The organism is Rossellomorea sp. ABR4_012 (assembly GCF_056159545.1).
Window position 1 is genome coordinate 183,730 of sequence record NZ_JBSWVK010000002.1, and the last position, 22,937, is coordinate 206,666.

Sequence of the window (22,937 nt, forward strand, 5' to 3'; positions counted from 1 at the left end):
CAGAAAAATACAGGGGAAAGAGTGAAAGGTAGCGGTCAAACTGAATATTGACAGTTGGCGCATAATGTATTTCTGTCTGGAAAATGGGCAATTATTATTGAGCGTTCATAATCATTAGAACTACTGCCCATGGTTTTGCAGGGAATTTAAAACTTTTGATCATCTATCTCTCAAGCATAAAACAGAATCATTTGCTGCCAATGAAAAATTTCTTCACATTTGGTAGGATTTTTAACTTTTTCATCGAATACATTTATTAACGGTATTATTAAGGAATATTTCCTTAAATAAAATAGAACGATAACTTAAGGATAAAGGAGATCTTTTATGAAGTTGGAAAAGCTTGTTCAAGAAGTAATGGAAGAGGTCATCACACTGCGCCGTCAATTGCATCAGAATCCGGAGGTGAGCGGTGAGGAGGTTGAGACATCCAAACGGATTCAGCAACAGCTCGAAGCGGCAGAGATTCCTTTCAAAACGGGTTTTGCTAAGACAGGTGTCCTTGGCATCATTCAAGGCGGTAAGCCAGGAGGGACGGTTGCCCTGCGTGCCGATATCGATGCCCTGCCGATCGAGGAGGAGAATGATCACGGGTACAAATCTACTGTTCCGGGGAAAATGCATGCGTGCGGCCATGATGCCCATACAAGTATGCTCGTTGGAGTCGGGAAGGTGCTGCAGCAAATGAAGTCCGAAATGGAGGGGACGGTTCTGCTTGTTTTTCAACCAGCCGAGGAGGATGCTCCCGTCGGGGGATCTCAGCAGATGATGGATGATGGGGTGTTTAAAGAGTTCAAGCCGGATGCCATATTTGGACAGCATGTATGGCCGGATTTACCGGCAGGCCAGGTAGGCGTCCTTCCAAATGAAGTGATGGGGGCATCGGACCGCTTCGCCATCACGATAAAAGGATCGGGTGGCCACGCAAGCATGCCCCATCAGGCAAACGATGCCATTATCGTGGCCAATCATCTCATCACTCAGTTGCAGACAATTGTCAGCCGGAATACTGACCCCCTCGATTCAGCCGTCCTCACAATCGGGAAAATCGAAGGGGGGTACCGCTATAACGTCATTGCGGATCAGGTCATTATGGAAGGGACGGTCCGTACGTTCAAATCTGCAGTCAAAGATATGGTGAAAGAACGTATTGGCCATATCCTTTCAGGTGTGGAAAAAAGCTTCGGCGCCAGCATAGAGCTAGAGTACCTGGACGGCTACCCTGCAACTGTCAATACTCCAGAATGGGCGGCACAAGTAAAAACGTCAGCGCAGAAGGTGTTGGGAAGCGAAGCCACTCCTGTTGTATCGCCATCCCTTGGCGGGGAGGACTTCTCCAGATTCCTACTCCAATACCCGGGGGCATTTTACTGGCTCGGCACGTCAGTTGAAAGTACGGAAAAGCAGTATCCGCTGCATGATCCCCGTTTCAAATTAGATGAAGAAGCGCTCGCGAAAGGCGTAGAGCTGATGACTCAGTTGGCCTTGGATACGTTGGACAAACTCAGTCAAAAGGAGGCAGCTTGTTGATTGATTCCTTTGTAAAAGATATCAAGTCTAGCTTAATGAACTGGCGAAGGGCCTTTCACAGGAAACCTGAATTGGGATTCACGGAATATCTTACAACTTATCTCATTGGAAAGGAACTGCTGAATCTTGGATTCACTATTCACATCGGTAAAGATGCTCTCGTTAGCAGTAAAAGGATGGGAGTTCCGAATCAAGAGGTTCTATTACAACAGCAAGAACGGGCGAAAGCAGAAGGAGTAGAAGAAAGCTGGCTGGAAAAAATGGAGGGTGGTCATACCGGAGTGGCAGCGAGGTTCGATACAGGCAAAGATGGACCGCATATAGCCTTCCGTTTTGATATTGATGCCCTGCCAATCAAGGAAACCAGCCAGGGCACGCATTTGCCAAACCAAAAAAATTTTCGATCACATTATGAACATATGATGCATGCCTGCGGACACGACGGTCATATCGCCATCGGCCTTGGGGTGGCAACGTTTCTATCTGCCTGTCAAGAGTATCTGTGCGGTACGTTCACCCTTCTTTTCCAGCCTGCTGAGGAAGGGGGACGCGGTGCGCTGGCAATGGTCGATAAAGGCTGGCTCGATGACGTCGATTATTTTGCAAGCGGCCATATCGGAATACGCAATTCAAAGGTAGGGACGATATCAGCGACGACGAATTCCTTTTTAGCATCGACGAAATTGAACGTGACGTACCGAGGGAAAGCAGCTCATGCGGGACTGGAACCGGAAAAAGGGAAAAATGCATTGTTGGCAGCTGCGGCTGCTACGCTTCACCTGTTCAGCATTCCCCGCCACTCGGAAGGCAAAACGAGGATCAATGTAGGAAAACTCCACGGTGGTTCCGGACGGAATATTGTTGCGGATGAGGCGAAGCTTGAAATTGAAACCAGGGGGGAGACGACGGCGATCAATCACTATATGGTGGAGGAGGCAATGCGGATCCTTCATGCATCTGGTGAACTGTATGGTGTTGAAACAGAAATCGAAACGGTTGGGAATGCGGTCGAAGCTGGTTGTGATCAGGAATGGATTCAGTGGCTGAGTGAAGCAGCGATACGTAGTTCATATATACATGAAGTAATCGAAGCGATGCCGCTGAATGCTTCGGAGGATGTCACCTATATGATCAATCGTGTTCAGGAACATGGAGGAAAAGCGACATACATGGTGTTTGGGACTCCGATTATAGAAGGACATCATCATGCTGCATTTGATTATGATGAGGACGTAATGAGTGTGGGAGTGGCAGCGTTTGCCCAAATCATTTGTAACTTTTCACAAAAAAAGGAGGAAACCGGATGAAACCGTGGTTGGAATCGACGTTAAAAGAATTAAATCTCACCAGCACGATGGATCGACCTGATGGTTTTACGAGATTGGGATATTCAGAGGGAGAAGTAAAAGCGATTGAGGCATTCAAGAAAGCGGCAGAGAGTCTCGGATTGAATTCCTATCAGGATCAAGCGGGAAATGCGTTCGCCCGCTGGGAAGGGAGGGCGGACACAGTCGTAATGACAGGTTCTCATCTGGATACAGTGGAGAACGGAGGAGGCTTTGACGGAGTCGCAGGTGTTCTTTGCGGGCTTGGTGCTGTAAAGCAGTTAAAAGAAGGTGGATATAAGCCGTATCACACCATCGAAGTGGCATGCTTTGCATCGGAGGAATCTGCGAGATTCGGAATCTCGACGATTGGGAGCAAAAGTGTGGCCGGAATACTGGATCCTTCCATCGAAGATGTCACGGACAGGCATGGCGTATCCGTCAGAGAAGCGGTAGAGGCAGTCGGCTTGGACTGGAACTCACTCCAGCAGGCTGAACGCGAGGACATCAAGAGTTTCATAGAGCTTCATATCGAGCAAGGAACACAAATCGAGGATAACGGGGCGGATGTCGGCATCGTACGTGGAGTTGCCTGCCCGATAAGGTTAAAAGTACGTGTGGAGGGAATGGCTGGACATACGGGCACGACACCGATGGGGAAACGCCAAGATGCGCTGGTCGCCGTCTCTCCTCTTATTTCGTTCGTGTCAAATGAAGCGTTAAAGTTATCTAACGCTTCGTCAAAGCCGATTGTAGCGACAGTCAGCACGATCGAACTCAAACCAAATGTAATGAACGTCATCCCAGGCACCATAGAGGTCGGAATTGATATCCGTTCCGTCGATGATGAATTAAAGCACAGAATGGCCGCCATGATCAAAGAAAAATGTGCCCTGATTGAACGTGAATTTAATGGTAAAATACAAGTAGACACTTTAGTTGATAATTCGTCGATCCTTTTGGATAAAGAGCTGATGTCCAGGATAGAGAAAGCCGGGAAATCCCTGGGGTATAAAACATTTGAAATGGACAGCGGAGCGGGACATGATGTGATGAATATGGCGGTAAAATGTCCATCGGCACTGCTCTTCATTCCGTGTGAACAGGGAATCAGCCATCATCCGAGGGAGCACAGTTCATTGGAAGATTTATCGATTGGAGTAAACATTCTCGCCAAAGTACTGAGGCAAGAAGCAGGTGAATAAAAGATGAAAATTAAAATCGGAGTCATCGGACCGGACGATTCGATCAAGCGGATCAACCACATGGCCACCTTTTTCGACCATATAGAATTACATAACTTTCCTTACACTCACGTAAAGGAAATTGATGATATTTTAACAGAACATCGTTATATCGTGGACCAATGGTTTTTCTCCGGACAATCCCCGTACCATTATGCACTTGAAAAAGGATTGATCTCACAGAACGAGGGAAGTTATCCTCCATTGCATGGATCCAGCTTCTTTGGCGCCCTTCTGGAGGCGCAATTAAAAGAACAGAAGCTGTTAAAAAACATCAGCATCGATACCATTTCAAAGAGTGAAATTGAAAATGCCGTCCAATTCCACGCCTTTGAAGGCCTCTCTATATCCAGCTATCCCTATGAAGGGTATCGTCAGGCAGACGAGCTTGTCGAATATCACCGTGAGTTGTATGAAAGAGGAGAGATCGAAGCAGCAATTACGTGTATCCAATCCGTTCAGAACCGTCTAAATGAAGAGGGCATCCCTTGTTATCGGGTCGTCCCGACGAATCTATCCATCCGGATGATCCTTCAATATCTTTCAGAACGAGCACAATCAAGTAAATATCGTAAATCCCAGATTGCCATTGTCGGAATTGAAGTTAGTTACTCTTCACATTCTCTGGACGAATCTCATTATTCATTTAAGATGAAGCATCAGGAGCTGGATTTGAAGCGTAACCTCCTGGATATTGCTCAGCAGGTAAACGGCTCCATGGTGCAGCTGGGGGATGGACTGTTTTTCGTTTATACGACTCGTGGTGAGCTTGACCTTCATGAAAAGGAGTCGATATTCACGACGCTCGCTCACGATGTCAAGCTGCACGCCGATCTGGATATCCGTGTCGGCCTGGGCTTTGGTGTGACCGTTCTGGAAGCGGAGCATCATGTGCGCCTGGCTTTCAGACATGCGAGAAAGCATGAATCCCCGATTGTCGTCAGTGTGGATGAGGATCAATCGATCACAGAAGTACTTCCCACGAATGAAACCATCACGTACTCTCTTCATAGCGGGGGAGAAGATTGGCAGGAGAAATTCAAGGATGCTTCCGTCAGTTCGGCGATGGTGTCCAAAATCCTAAGCTTGTCCCGCCATTACGGTAAGGAAGAAATGACTTCACAGGATTTGTCCCGCTGGTTAAAAAGCACCGAACGCAATGGGAGGAGAATCCTCACCGAATTGGAACGAATTGGCATCGTCCGGATCAGCGGTGAAGAACAAAGGGGCAGCAGGGGCCGGCCGCGTAAAATGTATCGGTTTCAAATATGAGTCACTTTTCCATGGAAGAGTGACTTTTTTTTATTGGAAAATAAAAATTTTTAATTTTCTTATAAATAAGGAAGGGATTTAAGGGTTTGTATCGAAATTTATATTAACGGAAGTAAAAAGGAATTATTCCTTAAAACAAATTTCTAAAGGAGTGACCTCATGACAAACCCTAATGTAGAACCTACGCCGCCTCAGAAGGAAAAAGGATATCTTCGTTTATTGAGCGGCATCGAGAAAGTCGGGAACAAACTGCCTGACCCCTTCATGTTGTTTGTATATTTATCTGTGTTCATTGTGTTTTTTTCCTGGTTGGTATCCAGTCTGGGTGTTACAGTCGAGCACCCGAAGAATGGAGAGGTTTTACCGATTAAAAGTCTCGTCTCAGGAGAGGGACTTCAATATATCCTGACATCAATGCTGGATAACTTTACCGGCTTTGCACCACTTGGGCTCGTTTTGGCGATGATGCTGGGGATTGGTCTTGCCGAAAAAGTGGGATTACTTGAAACAGCCATAAAAAAGACGGTCCTAAACGCCCCAAAAGGCTTGATCACCTATGCCGTCATCATGGTCGGAATCATGGGGAACCTTGCCTCGGATGCCGCGTTCGTCATCATCCCGCCGCTTGCCGCCATGATTTTTTACACTGTAGGGAGACATCCCCTTGCCGGTCTTACAGCAGGCTTTTCCGGAGTGGGAGCAGGATTTACAGCGAACTTCATTATCACGGGAACAGACGCACTGCTTGCCGGAATTTCCACCGAAGCAGCAAAAGCGTTTGACGTAACCGTTACCCCGGTCGACAACTGGTATTTCATGATTTCATCGGTTGTCTTGTTGACCGTTACTGGAGCTTTTGTTACCGAGAAGATCGTAGAGCCGCGATTGGGCACCTATAAAGGAAAAGTCGATAAGACATTAGAAGAAGAGAGTCCTCTTGAAGGAAAAGGACTGAGAAACGCCAGTCTTGCCGGATTAGCTTTCGTTATTCTGTTGGTTGTGGCGATCGCCTGGCCCGGTTCTGCTTTGCGTAATGAGGATGGAGGACTCATTCCTTCTACATTCTTATCCGGAATCATCCCGATCACCTTGATTTTCTTCATCATTATCGGCGTAACATACGGGGTTACCGTGGGGAAAATAAAATCGTCACGAGATGTTCCGAAATTCATGACCGAAGCGATGGGCGATATGGCCGGATACATCGTATTGATCTTTGCAGCAGCCCAGTTCATTTCCTATTTTGAATGGACGAACCTTGGAACTTGGGTAGCCGTAAGTGGTGCCGGCTTCCTTGAATCGATCAACATGACCGGTCTTGCCGGAGTGATCGGATTCGTGTTTCTAACAGCCTTGCTGAATCTCTTAATATTCAGCGGATCTGCCCAATGGGCATTGGAAGCGCCTATATTCATTCCGATGTTTGCGTATTTGGATTACCACCCTGCTTTTATCCAGGCGGCATATCGTATTGCCGATTCGTCCACAAACATCATCACTCCGATGAATCCATACATCATCGTCATCCTTGCCTTTATGCGGGAATATGACAAGAAAGCAGGACTTGGAACGCTCATTTCCCTAATGCTTCCGTACACAATCGCGTTCTTATCGGTATGGATCGTGTTATTGCTTACATTTGCATTATTGGGGATTCCGTTTGGTCCTGGTGTTGGGGTTTATTTGTAAATAGGTAGTCAGTTGAGTTGTGCCAACAAAATCGGACAGCTTCACCTCTTCGTATTGCAATCAACTTGTCCAGTGGAAATAATCAAACTTGATATGAACCTATTCTATAGCCATAAAAAAAGAGATGCCTGTCTGAGGCATCTCTTTCAATTTTATTAATAGGCATTCCTGAAAAACTCCGCCAGCTCCTGGCTGTGCTTTTTACGTGCTTTCCGGTGTTCTGCCCGGTTCTTCGCCGTTTCATTCAGCCATTTTTCCTCTTCTGTTTCTGGTACCACTTCCGGAATCACCACTGGTTTGCCGTCCTCGATTGCCACAAATGTTAAAAAGGAGATCGCTGCGACGGTCGTTTCACCTGTCAGCAGTACTTCTGACGTGACTTTGACACCGACTTCCATGGAGCTGCGTCCGGTATAGGTGACCATTGCTTCAAGTGTCACGGCATCACCTACTTTGATCGGCTGTAAAAAATCTACGGAGTCCGTGGAAGCAGTCACGACCGGTTTGCGCGCATGCCGGGTGGCAGCGATGGATGCGACGTCGTCTATATAGGCCATCAGCTTTCCACCGAACAAGGTACCGTGGTGATTGGTGTCCGGCGGAAGCACATGGGTGGTTTTGCTTGTCTTTGTGTCTTTCATGGATTTTTTCTCTCTCATATCGTTCACCTTCCGTCCAAAATAATAAACGTACACTACCTTTTACTATTCACCAAAGACGGAAATTGAAACATAAATTACCCAATTTTATAAAAATATACTGACGATTATCGCTGTGATGAAGCTAGCAAGTGTACCAGCCGCAATCGCTTTAAGGCTCAATTTTGAAACAGTCGGGCGCTGAGAAGGTTCAAGGGAACCTAAACCAACGATCAATTGGCCGATCGATGAGAGATTCGCAAAGTTACATAGCGCGACAGAAAGGATTGCGATCGTCTTCGGCGAAAGCTCGTCCATCATCCCTGACAGCTGATCAAAAGCCACGAATTCATTGACAGAAAGCTTGGTGCCGATGATGGATGCAGCCCGGAACGCTTCGTCCACCGGAACCCCCACCAGCAGGGCGAGAGGATAGAAGACATATCCGAAAATGGTGGAAAGGTCTGTATGAACTAAACCGAGGACACCATTTATGAGCGCAAGGACCCCGATGAAGGCAATCAATAACCCACCGATATTAATCGCAAGCTGCACTCCGCTGATCGCTCCTTCGGAAATGGCTTCGAATACGTTGGTGTGACCGGTCTTTCCTAACGAAATGTCCCCATTCGTATTGGATTCTTCCGTTTCAGGCTCCATGATTTTCGCCATCACGAGCGAAACGAGAGGCACACTGAAGACAGATAAAAGCAGATACTTCATGTCAATTCCCATCAAGGAATAGCCGATCAAGATCGCTCCGCTTGCAGAAGCGGTTCCCCCGACCATAACGGCGAATAGCTCCGAACGGGTCAGTTTTGCCAGATAAGGTTTGACAAGAAGGGGGGCTTCGACCAATCCGAGAAATGAATTTCCGATTGCGTTGAAGGATTCCACCTTCGTCGTGCCCAGAATTTTTCCCAATGCGATCCCGATATACTTAACGAATAGCGGGATGATGCGTAAATAGTAGAGCGCAGAAATAACAGCAGAAATGAAAATGATGGCTCCGAGCACATTGATCGCAAACACGAATGTGATATTGCTGCCTCTTTCAAAGAATCCGCCGAATACGAACATGATTCCTTCGTTGCTGTAGTCGATGACTTTCTGAACGCCGAGAGCCGTTTTTTTCAGCAGGCTCTGACCGAATGGAACTTTTAAGACGAACAGAACTAGAAGGAACTCAAGGGCAATGGCAATTCCAATTGTCTTCCATTTGATCGCTGAGCGGTTGCTGCTCCATAGCCAGCCAAGGAAGAGAACCCCGGCAAGTGATAATAAACCGAATAATAAATCTATCATGATACCTCCATTGAATTGAGTGACGAATCCTTATAGATCAGATGTCAGACCTCTCGAAAATGAACAAAATAAAAACGTGCATACAGACAATCTCTAAATAGATAAAGAAAGTCTGCATGCACTGGTAAAAGCATGTTTTCTGACTTTCCTTATAGTCCTGCAATTTACGGATGCAGGGTAGAGACTTATGGTCCATATCACCATATTTATATAAGGAATCCGTATGGAATTTTTAAAATATGTTGTCTACTCTAACATACCGGGGAATCACGTAACAACGGTTTTTTTAGAAGAAAATGTTTTCACTGAAATAGTCTTTTTATTCTATTAAATTTAGAAAATTCGTATGTATATATCCTCATATAAAAAAGACGGGTCTCCATTCCTGTGACCAAGTCATAGGAGTGGAGGCCCGTCCCTTTTAATCTATTATTTAGTACGTTCTAATAGGTTTGCCAGAACGTGCTTTTTGTAAGATTCAACTTTGCGTTCCTCGTAGCGGCGTACGCCTGCTTTTTTAAGTTCTTCCACGTACCAGCCTTTGCTTCCTCTATGCATCATAAAACATCCTTTCTGCGTAGTATTGATTGGAATCTCCAACTAACTCGGGTCGAGATTTATATTAAGATTGCTTACGGTTGTACATTGTAACATCTGAGTTTTTTCGTTTAAAGGGGTCATAAGGAATTTTTCGGATTCAGGCTTTTCTGAAAGTTTTATGAAGAAAAGTAAATATTTTTTTGAAAAAAGTGATCCGAATCTGAACTTCCTGCGTTAGCTTTATGAAACGTTGATATGGAGGGGAAATGAAATGTTTTGAGCCAGGCACAAATGAAGTGTTTTGAGCCAGGCACAAATGAAGTGTTTTGAGCCAGGCACCTTCCCCGCCACTTGATTACTCAACTTAATAAAAACTCTAAATTGAAAGGAGGTGACATGGCGCAATGCAGAAACAACTAATCGGTGCTTTGTTTTTTCTGGGGGTGCTCGGTGTTCCTACCTTTGCTTCGGCTGAGGGCGGACTGTTGACGAATGTTACGGATGAAGTGAATTCTGTGACAGATGAGGTCATGACCATCAAGTCTGAAGAGGATCGAAAGGCACCTGCTCCTGACGAGGAGGAGGACAAGCCTGGAGAGGGAAATATCCTTTCTTCAACAATCGATTCGGTGACGGACACGGTTGATCAAACGACCGGAACTGTTTCGAAGACCGTGGATACAACGGTTTCCGAAGCAGGTGATGCGGTGAACCGAACCGTAGACACGGCTGTTGAACCGGTTTCCGGATTGACAGGGGATTCAGCGGCTCCTGTAACGGATAGGGTGAAAGAAACGACGAAATCTGTTACGAATACCGTTGAACACACAACCAAAACGGTAACCGGCACAGTCGAAGATACTGCTGAGACAGTGACAGAAACGGTGGATGATACGACGAAACCTGTAACAGAATCATTATCCGATGATGAACCGTTGGTAAAAGTCGATGTCGAGGATCCCGAAGTGGAAGTTGACACCGGCATCATCGAGGCAGATGTTTCAGATGAACCGTCCGTCAATGTGGAAACTGAAGTTCCAGATGAGATTCAGGATTCACCAAATAGTAAAGAGATTCCTGAAAGTCAGGAAAGCAAAACAGATGCTCCTGATAAAGAAAATGAAGGAATGTCTGAAGTGAGTACAGAAACCAGAATGAACAAAGCCAAACGAATAGAGGAATCCATCACAGTTGAAGATACTGAGACAGCTTCACCTGAAGAAAAGCAAGTGAACACTCAGGCTGTTGGTGGACAGGCAGAAGAATCAAAAAATGATCTTCCGCCAATACCATATAAACAGATGGAACCAGTACTTACCAATTCGCCAATTAATACGGCGAATGGTCATTCAATAAGTACAAATGGAATGGGACAGACTGCCGCTGCAGGAAGTCTGCAGGTTGTCCGTGAACAGGAGGCCGACAATGTCAGTCTTGAACGGGCAGGTTTCAATGGTAAAGAAAATCTATATTACGATCAGTGGTTAAATGCGCCACCGTCGCAGCCACCTCAAGCTTCTCTTCTTTTCAAAAGTATATAAACCTAAAAACTTTTAAAAGGAGAGAATACTAAAATGAGAAAAAGCGTATTTAGAACATTAGCATTTACTGGTGGTATAGCAGCAACATTAGCATTCGGAGGTCAAACAAGTTTTGCGGCAGGTAACGATTCTTTACTGGATCGTGACAGCGGATTAGTGGAAGATATCAACATCCTCGATTCTGAAGATGGTCTATTGGAAGGGTTAAACCTTGGAGAATCGGACGATGAGTCGAATTCTGATGTCAACGCAGACGCGGACGCAGATGTCATGAGCGAAACACAAGTCGATGAAGAAAACGACACGGTTTCAACTAAAAGTGGCGCAGAAGCTGAATCTGATGTGAACGCAGCAGTTGAAGGAGAAAACGAATCAGCAGAAGTGGATGCAGATACCGAAGCTGGACTCATGAACGAAACAGTAGTGGATGAAGAAAATGACACTACTATGACTTCAACAGAGGCAGGAGCGTCTCAAGATGTGAACGCAGCAGTTGAAGGAGAGGACGAATCAGCGGAAATGAATGCAATGACGGACGCTGGCGTGAAGAATGAAACAGTAGTGGATGAAGAAAATGACACTACTTGGACTTCAACAGAAGCAGGGGCGTCTCAGGATATGAACGCGGCTGTCGAAGGAGAAGACGAATCAGCGGAAGTGAATGCAATGACGGACGCTGGCGTGAAGAATGAAACAGTAGTGGATGAAGAAAATGATACTACTTGGACTTCAACAGAAGCAGGGGCGTCTCAAGATGTGAACGCGGCTGTCGAAGGTGAAGATGAGTCAGTAGAAGTTGGTGCAATGACGGATGCTGGCGTGAAGAATGAAACAGTAGTGGATGAAGAAAATGACACTACTTGGACTTCAACAGAGGCAGGAGCGTCTCAGGATGTGAACGCGGCTGTAGAAGGTGAAGATGAGTCAGCGGAAGTTGGTGCAATGACGGATGCTGGAATTATGAATGAAACGATGGTCAACGAAGAAGACGAATATGTTTCATCAAAAACTGCCGGTAACCTTGCTTCAGGACTAAATGCTTCAGCTGCCAATGAAGACAGTGAAGTGATGGCTGATGCAATGACTGATAATACTGGGTGGGTTATGTTCGAAAGCAATGAAGAAAATGATTCTTCCAATGCAGCAATCGGTACTGAATCCATGAATGGCTTCACTCTTGGAGCAATGGACCGTGAAGACGGCGAATCTTCAAAAGTAGAAGCGATGAACGATACTTCCCTTATGACAATGGTAGAAAACAATGAAGATTCTTCTAAATTTGCTGCAGAAGCAGGCAACGATCTTATGCTTGGTGCAATGACTCAAGATGAAGATGGAGAATCTGCTGCAATGGTCATGAACAACGTTGATGCAGCACTATGGGCTGAATCGATGGAAGATGGTGAAGAAGAGGTTGGAAATGCCGGTCTTTCAGCTGGTACAGACACTGCTTTGAACTTCCTTTCTTCTGATGAAGATCGCGAATCTTCCCTTCTTTCCAACCTTGGTGTAAATGCTGATGCAAACTACACAGAGTGGGAAAACGAAGAGGATGAAGGTCGTGAATTCAACCTTGGTCTTTCAACCGATCTTGGTCTAAATGCGATGCAGTCTTCTGAGGATGGTTTTGACTTGGGACTGTAAATAGTAAAGAAAAGAAATGATTCGTAGTGAATCATTCCAAGGCTGTCGAGAACTTCTCGACAGCCTTTTTATTATGGGGTGAATATTACATTGGAAAATTCATAAAAAAAGAATTGTAACAAAAAAGAAATGATCCAAACAGAATTTTTTTTCGTTATTGTTAAGTGGAAATCTGAGTGATTTTTGAAATGATTTTCGCTCTGCATATCAGGTTATTTACAGGTGCTTTAAACAGGGCGTGGAGCCGTTTATCTTCATTCACACGTGGAAAATTTAAAAGTGTAAGACGATAAATCAACAAGGAGAGATGAAACATGTTGAAGAAAATCACAAGTACAGGATTGGCATTTGGATTAGCGTTTGGTGCAGGGGGCGCAGCTTTTGCTTCTAGTGGAGAGGAAGCGAGTGCAGACTTGACAAATACACTCAATGCACAGCTTGAAGACGGTGAATTGATGTCCAGCCAGGAATTTGAAGTAATGGCCGAACAACATGATTGGCATGCGGAAGATCTCCAGATGTGGGCAGAATCCAAAGGAATGACAGAAGCTGAAATGCAGGAGTGGGCCGAGCAGTCTGGCTGGAGTGAGGAAGATCGTGCTCAATTAAATCTGGATGTGAATGCTGATGTAGAATTGGATAACCTCCTCGATTCTTCAGATGGCGACCATGATGAAGAGGAAGAGGGAGTCCTGGGTGATTTATTAAACGACTTATTGTAAGTGTAAAATAGAAAGTGGAAAGACCGAATGAATACAAAGAAAAGGCTGTCGAGGATTTCTCGACAGCCTTTCTATTATCTACTGACTTTTACGGCCTTCTTAAGCTCCGGTTCTTCTTTTTCAAATCGTTCAAACATGACATAGAACATGCCTGCGCTGATGAGTGCAAGCAGTGCCAGGATGATGAACGTCCAGTCATATCCCACGTAGAGTGAGAGGGTGATCGACAGCGGTGCAATCGTTCTTGCAATCGTAAAACGAAGGCTTGCCGCCGCAAAGTACTGTCCTCTCATATGTTCAGGAGCAAGCTTTGACACAAAGCTCTGCTGGATCCCTGCCGTCATGAGCTCGGCGAATGTAAATACCGCCATCGCTGCAATGAAGATCCAAACGGAGCTTGACTGCCCGAACATCAGGATCGACACGGCATAAACCACGGATGACAGGATGAACACATTCCGCTCACGGAACTTGGTGATCCAGCGCGTGATGATCACAGTCAGCAGCGCCACCAGGAATCCGTTTTCCGAAAGGATCAGCCCGAAGATCTGCTCGCTCACCAGCGTCAATGACCAGTCACCGATACTAAACAGAGTAGCCTGATTCATTACATCCTTTATATACACAGGAATCAGCAGGTCGAGCTGCATAAATGTCTGTCCGACAAGAATTCCTGCAAGAATGAATAATAAGAACGTCTTATCCTTGAAAATAACACTGTAGTCTTTGAACTGTTCAGTCAATACACTATGCCAGGCTTTCTTTTTGCCTTCCGTCACAAGCAGCTTGCTGTGATCGGCCGGTGCGGTTTCCCGAATCATTTTATATAAAAGAAAAGCGAGTCCCATACAAATGATGGCCGCAGCCACCAGGAGCTGGAACCTGTAATGTACGTAGAAAATACCTCCTAAGATCGGCCCGACGACGACGGCGATATTGATGGAGGTGTAGAAAACCGCAAACACGTGGCTTCTGTCCTTCTCATCCACCACATCCGCGACCATCGCCTGACTTGCTGGCCAGTAAAATGAGCCGAATACCCCTACTAAACTGAAACAGATGAACCCTATAAGTGCAGAATCAAGCCATGGCGAACTTGCCAGGCCGAATATTAAAAAGGCAAACCCCTGTCCGAAGGCGGAAATGACCATCATCGTCTTCCGTCCGAATCGGTCTGCGCAATAACCGCCCATCAAGTTGGCAGCTACGGCAAACACTTGAGAAAGAACCAATAATAATCCTGCCGTCTGTTTCCCGAATGCTTCTGTAAAATAAATCGTCAGAAACGGAAAGAACATCCAGAACGTGATGTTGATCGCTGCTTCCCCAAACAGCCTCACCTTCAGATTGCGGTCCCAATCACGAATTCTCATCTATTTCTCCCCCCTTTTTGAAACCATAGATGAACTAGAATATCATAGCCCGATAAATCGAAATAGACAAGATGGATTTACTGGAATTTACAAATTATTTAAAGACGGTCTCGGAGACGCGGATTCTGAGGGTTTTGAATACAGTAATGTATCAGCTGGGAAAGGATGATGGGAGGTGAACGGAGAGGTTATTCTCCTGACAGGAGCTTGGATTCAGGTGCTGGGTACAGTCATTGCGGCAATCGGGGAGACCATTTTGGTAAAAGAAGAGCATGTTGGTTTTCGGCTGGTTTCGATTGGCAACGGCTTCGAAGCTGTGGGGAATTCACTGCAGGCCGCCGGAGGGGATAAAGCGTCAAATGGATCTGACGGGGAGCGACTGAGGATAACCGGAGCCTGGGTTCAAGCAGCGGGAAATGTGACAAACGTCAAGGCAGCAGAGCTTCAATTTTCAGGGGAAGAAGTCAAAGGGTTAAAACTTGACGTGATTGGTGACAGTGTACAATCAATTGGTGCAGAGCTGGAAGCTACTGGAGCCAGTATAGGAAATTACAAGTTTAAAAAGCTGTTGACGGCAGGAAATACCATTCAGTCACTGGGGGCAGCACTTGAAGCAATCGGAGAAACCTTTATTTTAAAAGGGGAAAGAGAGTTGGGTCTTCAAATCACGGCATTTGGCAGCTACGCTCAGGCGGCAGGAGCGACAATTGCGGCGGTGGCGTTGACGAAGGAGTTTGGGGGTGATGAGTGAGAGGATGTCACGTTTTTAGTTGGGTCAAATTTGGTAATTAAATGGAAAAACGAGAGAATAATGGTGAAAACTCGTAGAATAATGTACGTTTCACATAGAATAATCCTCAAAACTCATAGAATAATCCGTAAAACTCATAGATTAATCGGTAAAACTCATAGAATAGTACACACAAAACCGAAACTCATAGAAAAGCAGATGGACACACCGTATATAACACCGAAATTGTACGATCGGCCATATCAGGTGAAGGGTAAAACACTTTGAGTGTATAAATAACTCTAAAGTATACATAACCCCCTATTTAAAATAAATAATCCGGAAAGGAGCCTCAACGGGTCCTTTCCGGATTTTATCAAATATTAAATATGAAATTAAAACGCCCAGCCGCCGTCGCGGAATACAGGCTCGGTTGTGCCGTCTTCTTTGATTCCATCGATGTTCATTTTGTCAGAACCGATCATGAAATCAACGTGGGTGATACTGTTGTTCAGGCCATTCTGATCAAGCTCTTCCTGGCTCATTTTTTTACCGCCTTCGATACAGAATGCATATGCATTACCGATGGCAAGGTGGTTTGATGCGTTCTCGTCAAACAACGTGTTGTAGAAAAGGACGTTTGATTGAGAGATTGGCGATTTATGAGGAACAAGGGCGATTTCTCCAAGGTAATGAGAGCCTTCGTCGGTTTCGACAAGACGTTTCAGGATTTCTTCGCCTTCTTCCGCCTTTACATCGACGATACGGCCGTTTTCGAATGTAAGTGTGAAGTTATCGATCACGTTACCGCCGTAGCTTAATGGCTTCGTACTTGAAACCGTCCCGTTTACACCTGTTTTCAATGGAACTGTGAACACTTCTTCAGTCGGCATGTTCGCCATGAACTCGACACCCTGCTCATTGACACTGCCTGCTCCTACCCACAGGTGGCCTTTAGGAAGCTCGATTGTAAGGTCTGTGCCAGGTGCAGTGTAGTGAAGTTTTTGGTAGTTCTTTTCGTTCAGGTATTCTACTTTTTCATGCAGAGTGGCATCGTGATCCTTCCATGCTTGAACAGGATCCGCCTGGTCTGCACGTACCGCTTTAAAAATTGCATCCCATAACAAGTCCACTTGCTCGTCCTCAGAAGCATCAGGGAAAACTTTCGCAGCCCAGTCTTTGGAAGGAGCAGCCAGTACACACCAGCTTACCTTGTCGGATTGGATGAACTGACGATATTTGGACATCGCTTTACCTGCAACCTTTTGGAAGTTGGAGATGCGCTCAGGGTCCACGCCTTTAAGAAGGTCAGGGCTTGAAGATACGATGCTCATGAACGCAGCGCCGCCTTCGGCCAGCTCCTCCACTTCACGTGCTTTCCATTGCGGGAACTCCTGGAATGCTTCATCCGGTGCAAGGTCGTATTTCGTACGGTTCACCACGTCGTCGTTCCAGTTCACGTAAACATGCTTCGCTCCGACTTCGTAGGCTTTTTTAACCACTAAACGAACAAATTCAGCGGCATCGATGGACGTGTTGATCACCAATGTCTGGCCTTTTTGTACATTTACACCGACTTGAACGGCTAGACTCGCGTACTTTTCAAGATTTTGTTGAAAGTTAGACATAATATGTATTCTCCTTTTTTCAGAATGTTCTATTACAATTCAATTGTATCAGTGCTATCAAGGTTTGCAAGTGTTTTCAACCGACATAAATAGACGATGCTCGCTCCGGGGCATTCACGATAGTCGTTGCGGGAGTACACTGCTGTTAAGCTTCTTTCTGTTCGTATTGACCGCGGACAAGTACAGTAAGAGCAAAGAATGAGAAAATCCTGTTTTCCATTTTGGGGAGAAGGGCTTTTTGTCATTAAAAAGGTGCCAGGCACAAAAGGGATGAATTGTGCCTGGCACCGATTGTTTGATGGGAGATTACTGATCAAATTCCGGACTCTGCTGCTCCTGAAATAGGATGCGGTACTCCATCGGGTTTGTGACGATGTCTGCGAGTGTGAAGCCGTCAAGCACGGCAAGGTAGGCGTTCAGCGCTTTTGCCAGGACGTGTTTAAGGCCGCAGACCGGAGTGATGACACAGCTGTTATTTTTGCTGAAGCATTCGACCAGCTCAAAGTCTTCCTCCGTTTTCCGTACGAGTTTGCCGATGTTGATATCGGTTGGATCCTTGGCAAGTTTGATGCCGCCGTATCTGCCGCGGACGGTTTCGATGATCCCCATTTTACCGAGTTCATACGTAACTTTCATCAAGTGGTTTTTGGATATCTGGTAAGAATCTGCAATTTCTTTTATGGTAGAGAGTTCGGTCTTGGGCTTTGATGCCAGATAAATCAGGACTCTCAGCGAATAGTCAGTGTATAACGTCAATTTCATATGGATTCACCCTTTTTCTTTGCATGATCCCATTATACTGATCCGAGGCTTTTGTGTCTAAATAATGGATTGAATTGTGTCTAATCTGTTAAAGATGTATTTAGAATATTGCTTTAAGGGGATGGCGGGTGTAAGTTAAAGATGTATTTAAAATATATCTTTAGAGGTGAATGTATAATGCTATCTCAAAAAACAATTGATATCGTGAAATCCACTGCACCCGTTCTAGAAGTGAAAGGGACAGAAATTACTTCTGTATTTTATAAAAATATGTTCTCAAACCATCCGGAATTATTGAACGTTTTCAACCATGCCAACCAAAAGAAGGGAAGACAGCAAACAGCGTTATCGAATACGGTTTATGCCGCTGCACAAAATATCGATCGATTAGAAGTGTTACTGCCTGCTGTAAAGCAGATTGCTCACAAGCATAGAAGTTTAGGGATAAAGCCTGAACAATATCCGATTGTGGGGGAACATCTACTGGGAGCGATCAAGGAAGTGCTTGGCGATGCTGCTACGGATGAAATCATCGAGGCATGGGCGGATGCTTACGGCGTGATCGCAGGTGTATTCATTGATGTGGAGGAGCAAATGTATGTGGAAGCGGAGCAAAAAGAAGCTGGATTCCGTGACTTCAAACCATTTGTTGTCGCGAAGAAAGTGAAAGAAAGCGACGTAATCACATCCTTCTATCTGAAACCTCATGATGGAGGGAAGGTTCCGGCATACAATCCTGGTCAATACATTTCAGTCCGTGTGACGATACCGGGCCAAAAGAATACACACATCCGTCAATACAGCTTATCAAGTGCTTATAAAGAAGGATTCTTCCGTATTTCTGTTAAGAAAGAAGCGGAATTTGATCCAAATGGGATTGTAACGACATTCCTGCATGATGAAGTTAAGGAAGGAAACGTCATCGAAGTGAGTGCTCCAGCTGGTGATTTCTACTTGAATGAAGAAAATTCGGAAGGCAAGGTTGCGTTCATTTCCGGGGGTGTGGGGATCACACCGATGATGAGTATGCTTGAAACAATTGCTGAGACGAATCCGAAACGCCAAACTGCATTCATTCATGCAAGTAAAAATGAAGGCGTGCAAGCATTCAGAAATGACATTGACGGGTTGATGGATAAACTTGAAAACGGAGAGGTATGCTACATTTTAGAAAATCCGGACAATGTTTCTCAATGTACCTTCTCAGGTTACCTAAACAAAGAAATTCTATCCACTTATGTTGACCAGTACACAGAATGCTATGTCTGCGGACCTGCACCGTTCATGAAGGCCGTGATCATGACGTTAAAAGAAATCGGTCTTCCTGAAGAGAAAATCAAGTTTGAATTCTTTGGTCCTTCCATGGATTTATCCACTGTGGATGAGAGAGAAAAAGTAAGATCTTAAAAAAGTTGATAAAAGAAAAACAAGCATCAGGAAACATTCCTGATGCTTGTTTCATATTTAAAAACGATGCTCATCGTGATCGACTCTGTTTTTGAATGCCTCCTGAGTGACAATCAGTTCTTCGTCGCCTGGGGGTTTTTCAGTATGTCGTTCGGAAGTGCTGTTTTGAGGGAAATTACCCGGATGTCCTTTTTTCTTTGCTTCAAATGATTTTCCACGTGCCATATGAAACACTCCTTTCATGATGTCATAACCGTAGTTTTTCCATGAGGGGGGAAATTATGTAGGGGCGGTATGATGGTAAAGAGTGGCGATAGGTGCAGACTGAACGCTCAGTCAACGGATGTTGATTTATCGTCAAAATTTATCACGATCAAAAACAGGTTTTCGTATACACTAGTAGTAACAAGTGGTCAGCCACACGTCTTTTGAATAGTCAGCCAGTCCCACTGAATCCTTTCTTTTATAGGAAGGTAAAACTTAATTTGAGAAATGGCCAGTTCCGGCGCCAAGCCCCTCGAAAAGCTTCAGTCCGCCTGCTGCAAGGCTTCGCCGGTCGGACCAAGGGTGTTTAGCAAGGTTGAACAAGGAGCTGGCGCATTTCTTACAGGAGGGGTTTACTTGGATTTTTCAATGATTATTTCTGAACAAAGGATCAAAAAGGCTCAGGAGGACGGGGAATTCGACAATCTCCCGGGCTACGGGAAACCGCAGAATCTGGACGATGACTTATCGATACCGCCTGCTCTCCGGATGGCGCACCGAATCATGAAGAACGCCGGCTATTCCACAGAGGAAATGGATATCAAGAAAGAAATGATGAGGATCGAGGACCTTATCCGCGTCTGTGAAGATGATTTGAAAAAAGAAGAGCTGCAGAAGAGCCTCAATGAAAAAATGGTGAGATACAATTCGATGCTGTCGAAGAGAAGGGTGAAGACGAACAGCTCGATGTTTAAGAATTATGAGCAGAAAATAGAAAAAAAGCTGCTGTAACAGGAAAAATCCCGTTCTATCATAGATCGGGATTTTTGGTAGTTAGAGCTGCTATTTAATTGGTTTTGGCTTGGTTTGGAACATTGTATCTTCCAAGCCCCAAGCGATATCGTTTCCGTACGGGTCGTTTATGCTGACGATTGGAGCAACACGGGTGATTACTGGCACCATCTCTCCTTCATGGTTTATTTTAATCATTCCCATCACAAGGGCCATATTTTCGCCGTTAATCCCATAAATCTCCTGTATTTTCAGAGGTTGGAGCTTAGGGTTGAACATGACTTCTAATAAATAGCGTTTTGATGGGTCCTTTCTCGGAAGAGTGATGGAATAGTTTCCTTCCTTGTCAACTGTTCCAGTGCCTTCAGCAGTGATTTCTGTACTTGCTTCAGCCTGCCAGCGGATGATGGTACCGTATTTGCTCGAAAGGTCGCCATATTCCTTGATACTCGCATAAATCACGGAATTTTTCGGGAGGTTGGTCGTTCCTTCGATGACCAGCTCCGTTGATCTCAGGTTTACCTTCCCGTCTAGTTTCACGACTTTTCCCGTATTCTGATTGGCTTTGAGCTCCGGATCGGCAGCCCACTCGATTCGGCAGCCTGACATGAGAAGAGCAATAAGAATCATGAATGTGACGGCCATCCTATATCGTCTCATTTTGCTTCCCCCTTCCACTTCGGGTAAGAGTAAACAAGTGTTCAACTGATGCAGAGGAAGGTTCAGGCTTGGCCATTTTTTTCTTCGTTTCTTTCAATGACTTCCCTTCAAGGAACACTTCCTTTAAAACAGAATTGATTTCATTTACACAGAATATCGCAATCGCAAAGAATGCCAGTGGAGAAAGAAGCAGCCACGGATAGAGATGAATTTGATAGATATTGATGCTCATGGTTGCTGCCCAATCATTGATGAATGAGAAATATTCCGGGCGATGTTCCATGATGCCGAATTCCACCATTTTGAGTCCGCCTAGACATATATGCAGGATGCCGAGTTGAATAAGTAAATAGAGTGTCTGTGACATTTGCTCGGAAAACATCACGATGGCATGGCGGCTGAATTGGGGGCGCAGATGCTTCCGGATGATGTAATGATTTCCTGCACCGATCTGCCTGGAGACCATGATGAAATCATTCTTTAGAAACCGCCTCATTTCTTCCCCTATATACATCCCCAGCGAAGGAATGACAATAATGGAGATCACGATTATTTGAATCATGAGGAACTTCATCGAGTAGAGAGTCCCAGCTTGAAAAGCAGCCTGCAGAGGTGTTAACAGGACAAAGACAATAATCGCAAGCGGGATGAAATTAAATGTATCTCCCAATCCTTTTAAAATCTGCCTTGCCAACTTTGGCAGGAAAGCATAAATCAGCCCAAAAAGGAATCCCCCTGTCATACGAAGCAGGGCAATTGCAATAGCTGAAAGAAGTGTGTATTTGGCTCCTTCAATCAGTACGAAGAAGACGTTCCTCCCTAACTTATCACTCCCCATCGGCTCCATTTCGGATGGCGTATAAGGAGGGGATGCGGTCAATCTGCCCGTCTTTTCATCCTTTAGATAAGGCGGACCTTGTTCAAATAGTTCTGGATGTGTGAGAGGGAGGATGAAACTCCCGGCAATCAGAATCAACAGGAAACCGATCGGTATCCATAATCGTAAATTGCGTAGAATCATCAAGATTGCACCTCCTCATGTGGCAGCCATTTTTTCAATAGCAGGGCACCCAGGCTGAACACAATAAAAAATGGAACATAAATCATGAGCATCCCAATGAAAAAAGCACTCGGATTTCGCTGCGAGACGTCCAGGAGGACATTCATGAAACCGTTGATATTAAATAGGATTTCGATGATCAAGAGATTCGACAGCATCAGAAGGAAAATGGGCTTGATATGAAAATAGAAATGGATCCATACATTCCTGAACAGATGGACCCAGATCGTATAAGCTTTCGAAAATCCTTTAGAAAATGAGTATTCCACATAAGGCTTTTCTTCTTCTTCCCTGAGCTGAAATAAAAAATGTTTGGTTAAAAAGGCAATCGGCATGATTGCTAAACAAATGATAGGCACTAAGTAAACTTTTTCATCGCCCAATGTGTAAATATCAAATAATAGGATATTCGTCTTTTTAAAAAACCAGATGATAAATAGCTGAATGAAGACGATGATCAGAACATCAGGCAATGAATCAAAAAGATCCATGATCTTCACACACAGTTTAAATGCTTTTTTTGGCAGAAACATGAACAAATAACTGAGAAGTGTGGAAATCACTGCGGCTGCCAGGAATGCAAGGAATAATAGAAGAAAAGAGTAGCCGAACAGCTGAAAGAAAAGTGGGTATATGGGATATTTCTTTGGGGTCGGGGCCTCTCCGACTTCAATGATGATGGAAGAAGGGTTGAATAATTGAGTGATAATCTCCGATAGGGTGTGAACATACTTCCCCATCATGATCACCAACTCACTGTCATAAGAAAGCAGGACCCCCGCACCGCTGAAAAGAAACAAGCCCGCACATGTCAGTAAAAACTGAGCCGGCATCGTTATGTATCTAATTTGTCTCATCTTGTCCCCCCTGA

Annotated in this window: 21 protein-coding genes and 1 riboswitch; of the genes, 11 read left to right on the forward strand and 10 right to left on the reverse strand. The window is 45.0% G+C overall.

All coding sequences use genetic code 11. From position 1 onward, the window contains the following. Nucleotides 1-327 precede the first annotated feature (327 nt). The 5 genes from ACXAFV_RS10500 (at nt 328) to ACXAFV_RS10520 (ending at nt 7,060) form a co-directional block, all read left to right on the forward strand. Nucleotides 328-1,530, forward strand: coding sequence for a M20 metallopeptidase family protein (locus tag ACXAFV_RS10500; protein ID WP_475126335.1), 1,203 nt, complete (start codon nt 328-330; stop codon nt 1,528-1,530). Continuing rightward, on the forward strand, nt 1,527-2,837 hold the full coding sequence (locus tag ACXAFV_RS10505) for an amidohydrolase (protein WP_475126337.1): 1,311 nt from the start codon (nt 1,527-1,529) through the stop codon (nt 2,835-2,837). Before ACXAFV_RS10500 ends, ACXAFV_RS10505 begins: the two co-directional genes overlap by 4 nt. Beyond that, complete coding sequence (locus tag ACXAFV_RS10510) at nt 2,834-4,060, forward strand: M20 family metallo-hydrolase (RefSeq protein WP_475126338.1); 1,227 nt, start codon at nt 2,834-2,836, stop codon at nt 4,058-4,060. The genes ACXAFV_RS10505 and ACXAFV_RS10510 overlap by 4 nt, the downstream gene beginning before the upstream one ends. 3 nt (nt 4,061-4,063) lie before the next feature. Then, a complete protein-coding gene (locus tag ACXAFV_RS10515) occupies nt 4,064-5,371 on the forward strand; it encodes a hypothetical protein (RefSeq protein ID WP_475126340.1) in 1,308 nt (435 codons plus the stop codon). A 159-nt stretch (nt 5,372-5,530) separates the two neighbouring features. Next, nucleotides 5,531-7,060: an AbgT family transporter gene (locus tag ACXAFV_RS10520; RefSeq protein ID WP_475126342.1), complete on the forward strand. Its 1,530-nt coding sequence runs from the start codon at nt 5,531-5,533 to the stop codon at nt 7,058-7,060. A 155-nt stretch (nt 7,061-7,215) separates the two neighbouring features. On the opposite strand, the gene ACXAFV_RS10525 is transcribed toward ACXAFV_RS10520, so the two are convergent. From ACXAFV_RS10525 to ACXAFV_RS10535, 3 genes are all read right to left on the reverse strand, one after another. Continuing rightward, the gene (locus tag ACXAFV_RS10525) at nt 7,216-7,719 is read right to left on the reverse strand and encodes an acyl-CoA thioesterase (protein WP_475126343.1); all 504 of its coding nucleotides are present in this window, start codon (nt 7,717-7,719) and stop codon (nt 7,216-7,218) included. Nucleotides 7,720-7,806: 87 nt separating this feature from the next. Further along, the gene (locus ACXAFV_RS10530) at nt 7,807-9,003 is read right to left on the reverse strand and encodes a NupC/NupG family nucleoside CNT transporter (RefSeq protein WP_475126344.1); all 1,197 of its coding nucleotides are present in this window, start codon (nt 9,001-9,003) and stop codon (nt 7,807-7,809) included. Nucleotides 9,004-9,135: 132 nt separating this feature from the next. Next, nucleotides 9,136-9,237: riboswitch (purine riboswitch) on the reverse strand. 195 nt (nt 9,238-9,432) lie between these two features. Beyond that, nucleotides 9,433-9,561, reverse strand: coding sequence for a YflJ family protein (locus ACXAFV_RS10535; RefSeq protein ID WP_071619527.1), 129 nt, complete (start codon nt 9,559-9,561; stop codon nt 9,433-9,435). Between the two features lie 386 nt (nt 9,562-9,947). Here ACXAFV_RS10535 and ACXAFV_RS10540 point away from each other — a divergent pair, with 386 nt between their 5' ends. The 3 genes from ACXAFV_RS10540 (at nt 9,948) to ACXAFV_RS10550 (ending at nt 13,450) form a co-directional block, all read left to right on the forward strand. Further along, entirely contained in the window at nt 9,948-11,084 is a 1,137-nt protein-coding gene (locus ACXAFV_RS10540) for a hypothetical protein (RefSeq protein ID WP_475126346.1), read from the forward strand. A 33-nt stretch (nt 11,085-11,117) separates the two neighbouring features. Continuing rightward, nucleotides 11,118-12,728, forward strand: coding sequence for a hypothetical protein (locus ACXAFV_RS10545; RefSeq protein WP_475126348.1), 1,611 nt, complete (start codon nt 11,118-11,120; stop codon nt 12,726-12,728). Between the two features lie 314 nt (nt 12,729-13,042). Continuing rightward, entirely contained in the window at nt 13,043-13,450 is a 408-nt protein-coding gene (locus ACXAFV_RS10550) for a hypothetical protein (RefSeq protein ID WP_475126350.1), read from the forward strand. A gap of 74 nt (nt 13,451-13,524) precedes the next feature. Here ACXAFV_RS10550 and ACXAFV_RS10555 read toward each other — a convergent pair whose 3' ends face one another. Further along, nucleotides 13,525-14,823, reverse strand: a complete 1,299-nt coding sequence (locus ACXAFV_RS10555; protein ID WP_475126352.1) for an MDR family MFS transporter — start codon at nt 14,821-14,823, stop codon at nt 13,525-13,527. 175 nt (nt 14,824-14,998) lie between these two features. On the opposite strand from ACXAFV_RS10555, the gene ACXAFV_RS10560 reads away from it, so the two are divergent. Beyond that, the gene (locus tag ACXAFV_RS10560; protein ID WP_475126354.1) at nt 14,999-15,574 is read left to right on the forward strand and encodes a DUF6944 family repetitive protein; all 576 of its coding nucleotides are present in this window, start codon (nt 14,999-15,001) and stop codon (nt 15,572-15,574) included. Between the two features lie 374 nt (nt 15,575-15,948). Here the strand turns inward: ACXAFV_RS10560 and ACXAFV_RS10565 are convergent, their stop codons facing one another. Further along, a complete protein-coding gene (locus ACXAFV_RS10565) occupies nt 15,949-17,181 on the reverse strand; it encodes an aminopeptidase (RefSeq protein WP_475126356.1) in 1,233 nt (410 codons plus the stop codon). A gap of 306 nt (nt 17,182-17,487) precedes the next feature. Further along, a complete protein-coding gene (locus ACXAFV_RS10570) occupies nt 17,488-17,943 on the reverse strand; it encodes an RrF2 family transcriptional regulator (RefSeq protein ID WP_475126358.1) in 456 nt (151 codons plus the stop codon). 177 nt (nt 17,944-18,120) lie between these two features. Here ACXAFV_RS10570 and hmpA point away from each other — a divergent pair, with 177 nt between their 5' ends. After that, nucleotides 18,121-19,350, forward strand: a complete 1,230-nt coding sequence (hmpA, locus tag ACXAFV_RS10575) for an NO-inducible flavohemoprotein (protein WP_475126359.1) — start codon at nt 18,121-18,123, stop codon at nt 19,348-19,350. Between the two features lie 57 nt (nt 19,351-19,407). On the opposite strand, the gene ACXAFV_RS10580 is transcribed toward hmpA, so the two are convergent. Beyond that, the gene (locus tag ACXAFV_RS10580; RefSeq protein WP_175986925.1) at nt 19,408-19,575 is read right to left on the reverse strand and encodes a hypothetical protein; all 168 of its coding nucleotides are present in this window, start codon (nt 19,573-19,575) and stop codon (nt 19,408-19,410) included. A 396-nt stretch (nt 19,576-19,971) separates the two neighbouring features. Here ACXAFV_RS10580 and ACXAFV_RS10585 point away from each other — a divergent pair, with 396 nt between their 5' ends. Then, the gene (locus ACXAFV_RS10585; RefSeq protein ID WP_475126362.1) at nt 19,972-20,346 is read left to right on the forward strand and encodes a DnaJ family domain-containing protein; all 375 of its coding nucleotides are present in this window, start codon (nt 19,972-19,974) and stop codon (nt 20,344-20,346) included. A gap of 51 nt (nt 20,347-20,397) precedes the next feature. Here ACXAFV_RS10585 and ACXAFV_RS10590 read toward each other — a convergent pair whose 3' ends face one another. The 3 genes from ACXAFV_RS10590 to ACXAFV_RS10600 are packed head-to-tail and all read right to left on the reverse strand — an operon-like array spanning nt 20,398 to nt 22,923. Next, nucleotides 20,398-21,006, reverse strand: a complete 609-nt coding sequence (locus ACXAFV_RS10590) for a hypothetical protein (protein WP_475126363.1) — start codon at nt 21,004-21,006, stop codon at nt 20,398-20,400. Further along, nucleotides 20,993-22,027, reverse strand: a complete 1,035-nt coding sequence (locus ACXAFV_RS10595) for an ABC transporter permease subunit (RefSeq protein WP_475126364.1) — start codon at nt 22,025-22,027, stop codon at nt 20,993-20,995. The genes ACXAFV_RS10590 and ACXAFV_RS10595 overlap by 14 nt, the downstream gene beginning before the upstream one ends. Continuing rightward, nucleotides 22,027-22,923 (reverse strand): ABC transporter permease subunit, encoded by an 897-nt coding sequence (locus tag ACXAFV_RS10600; protein ID WP_475126366.1) that lies wholly within the window; start codon nt 22,921-22,923, stop codon nt 22,027-22,029. Before ACXAFV_RS10600 ends, ACXAFV_RS10595 begins: the two co-directional genes overlap by 1 nt. Nucleotides 22,924-22,937 lie beyond the last annotated feature (14 nt).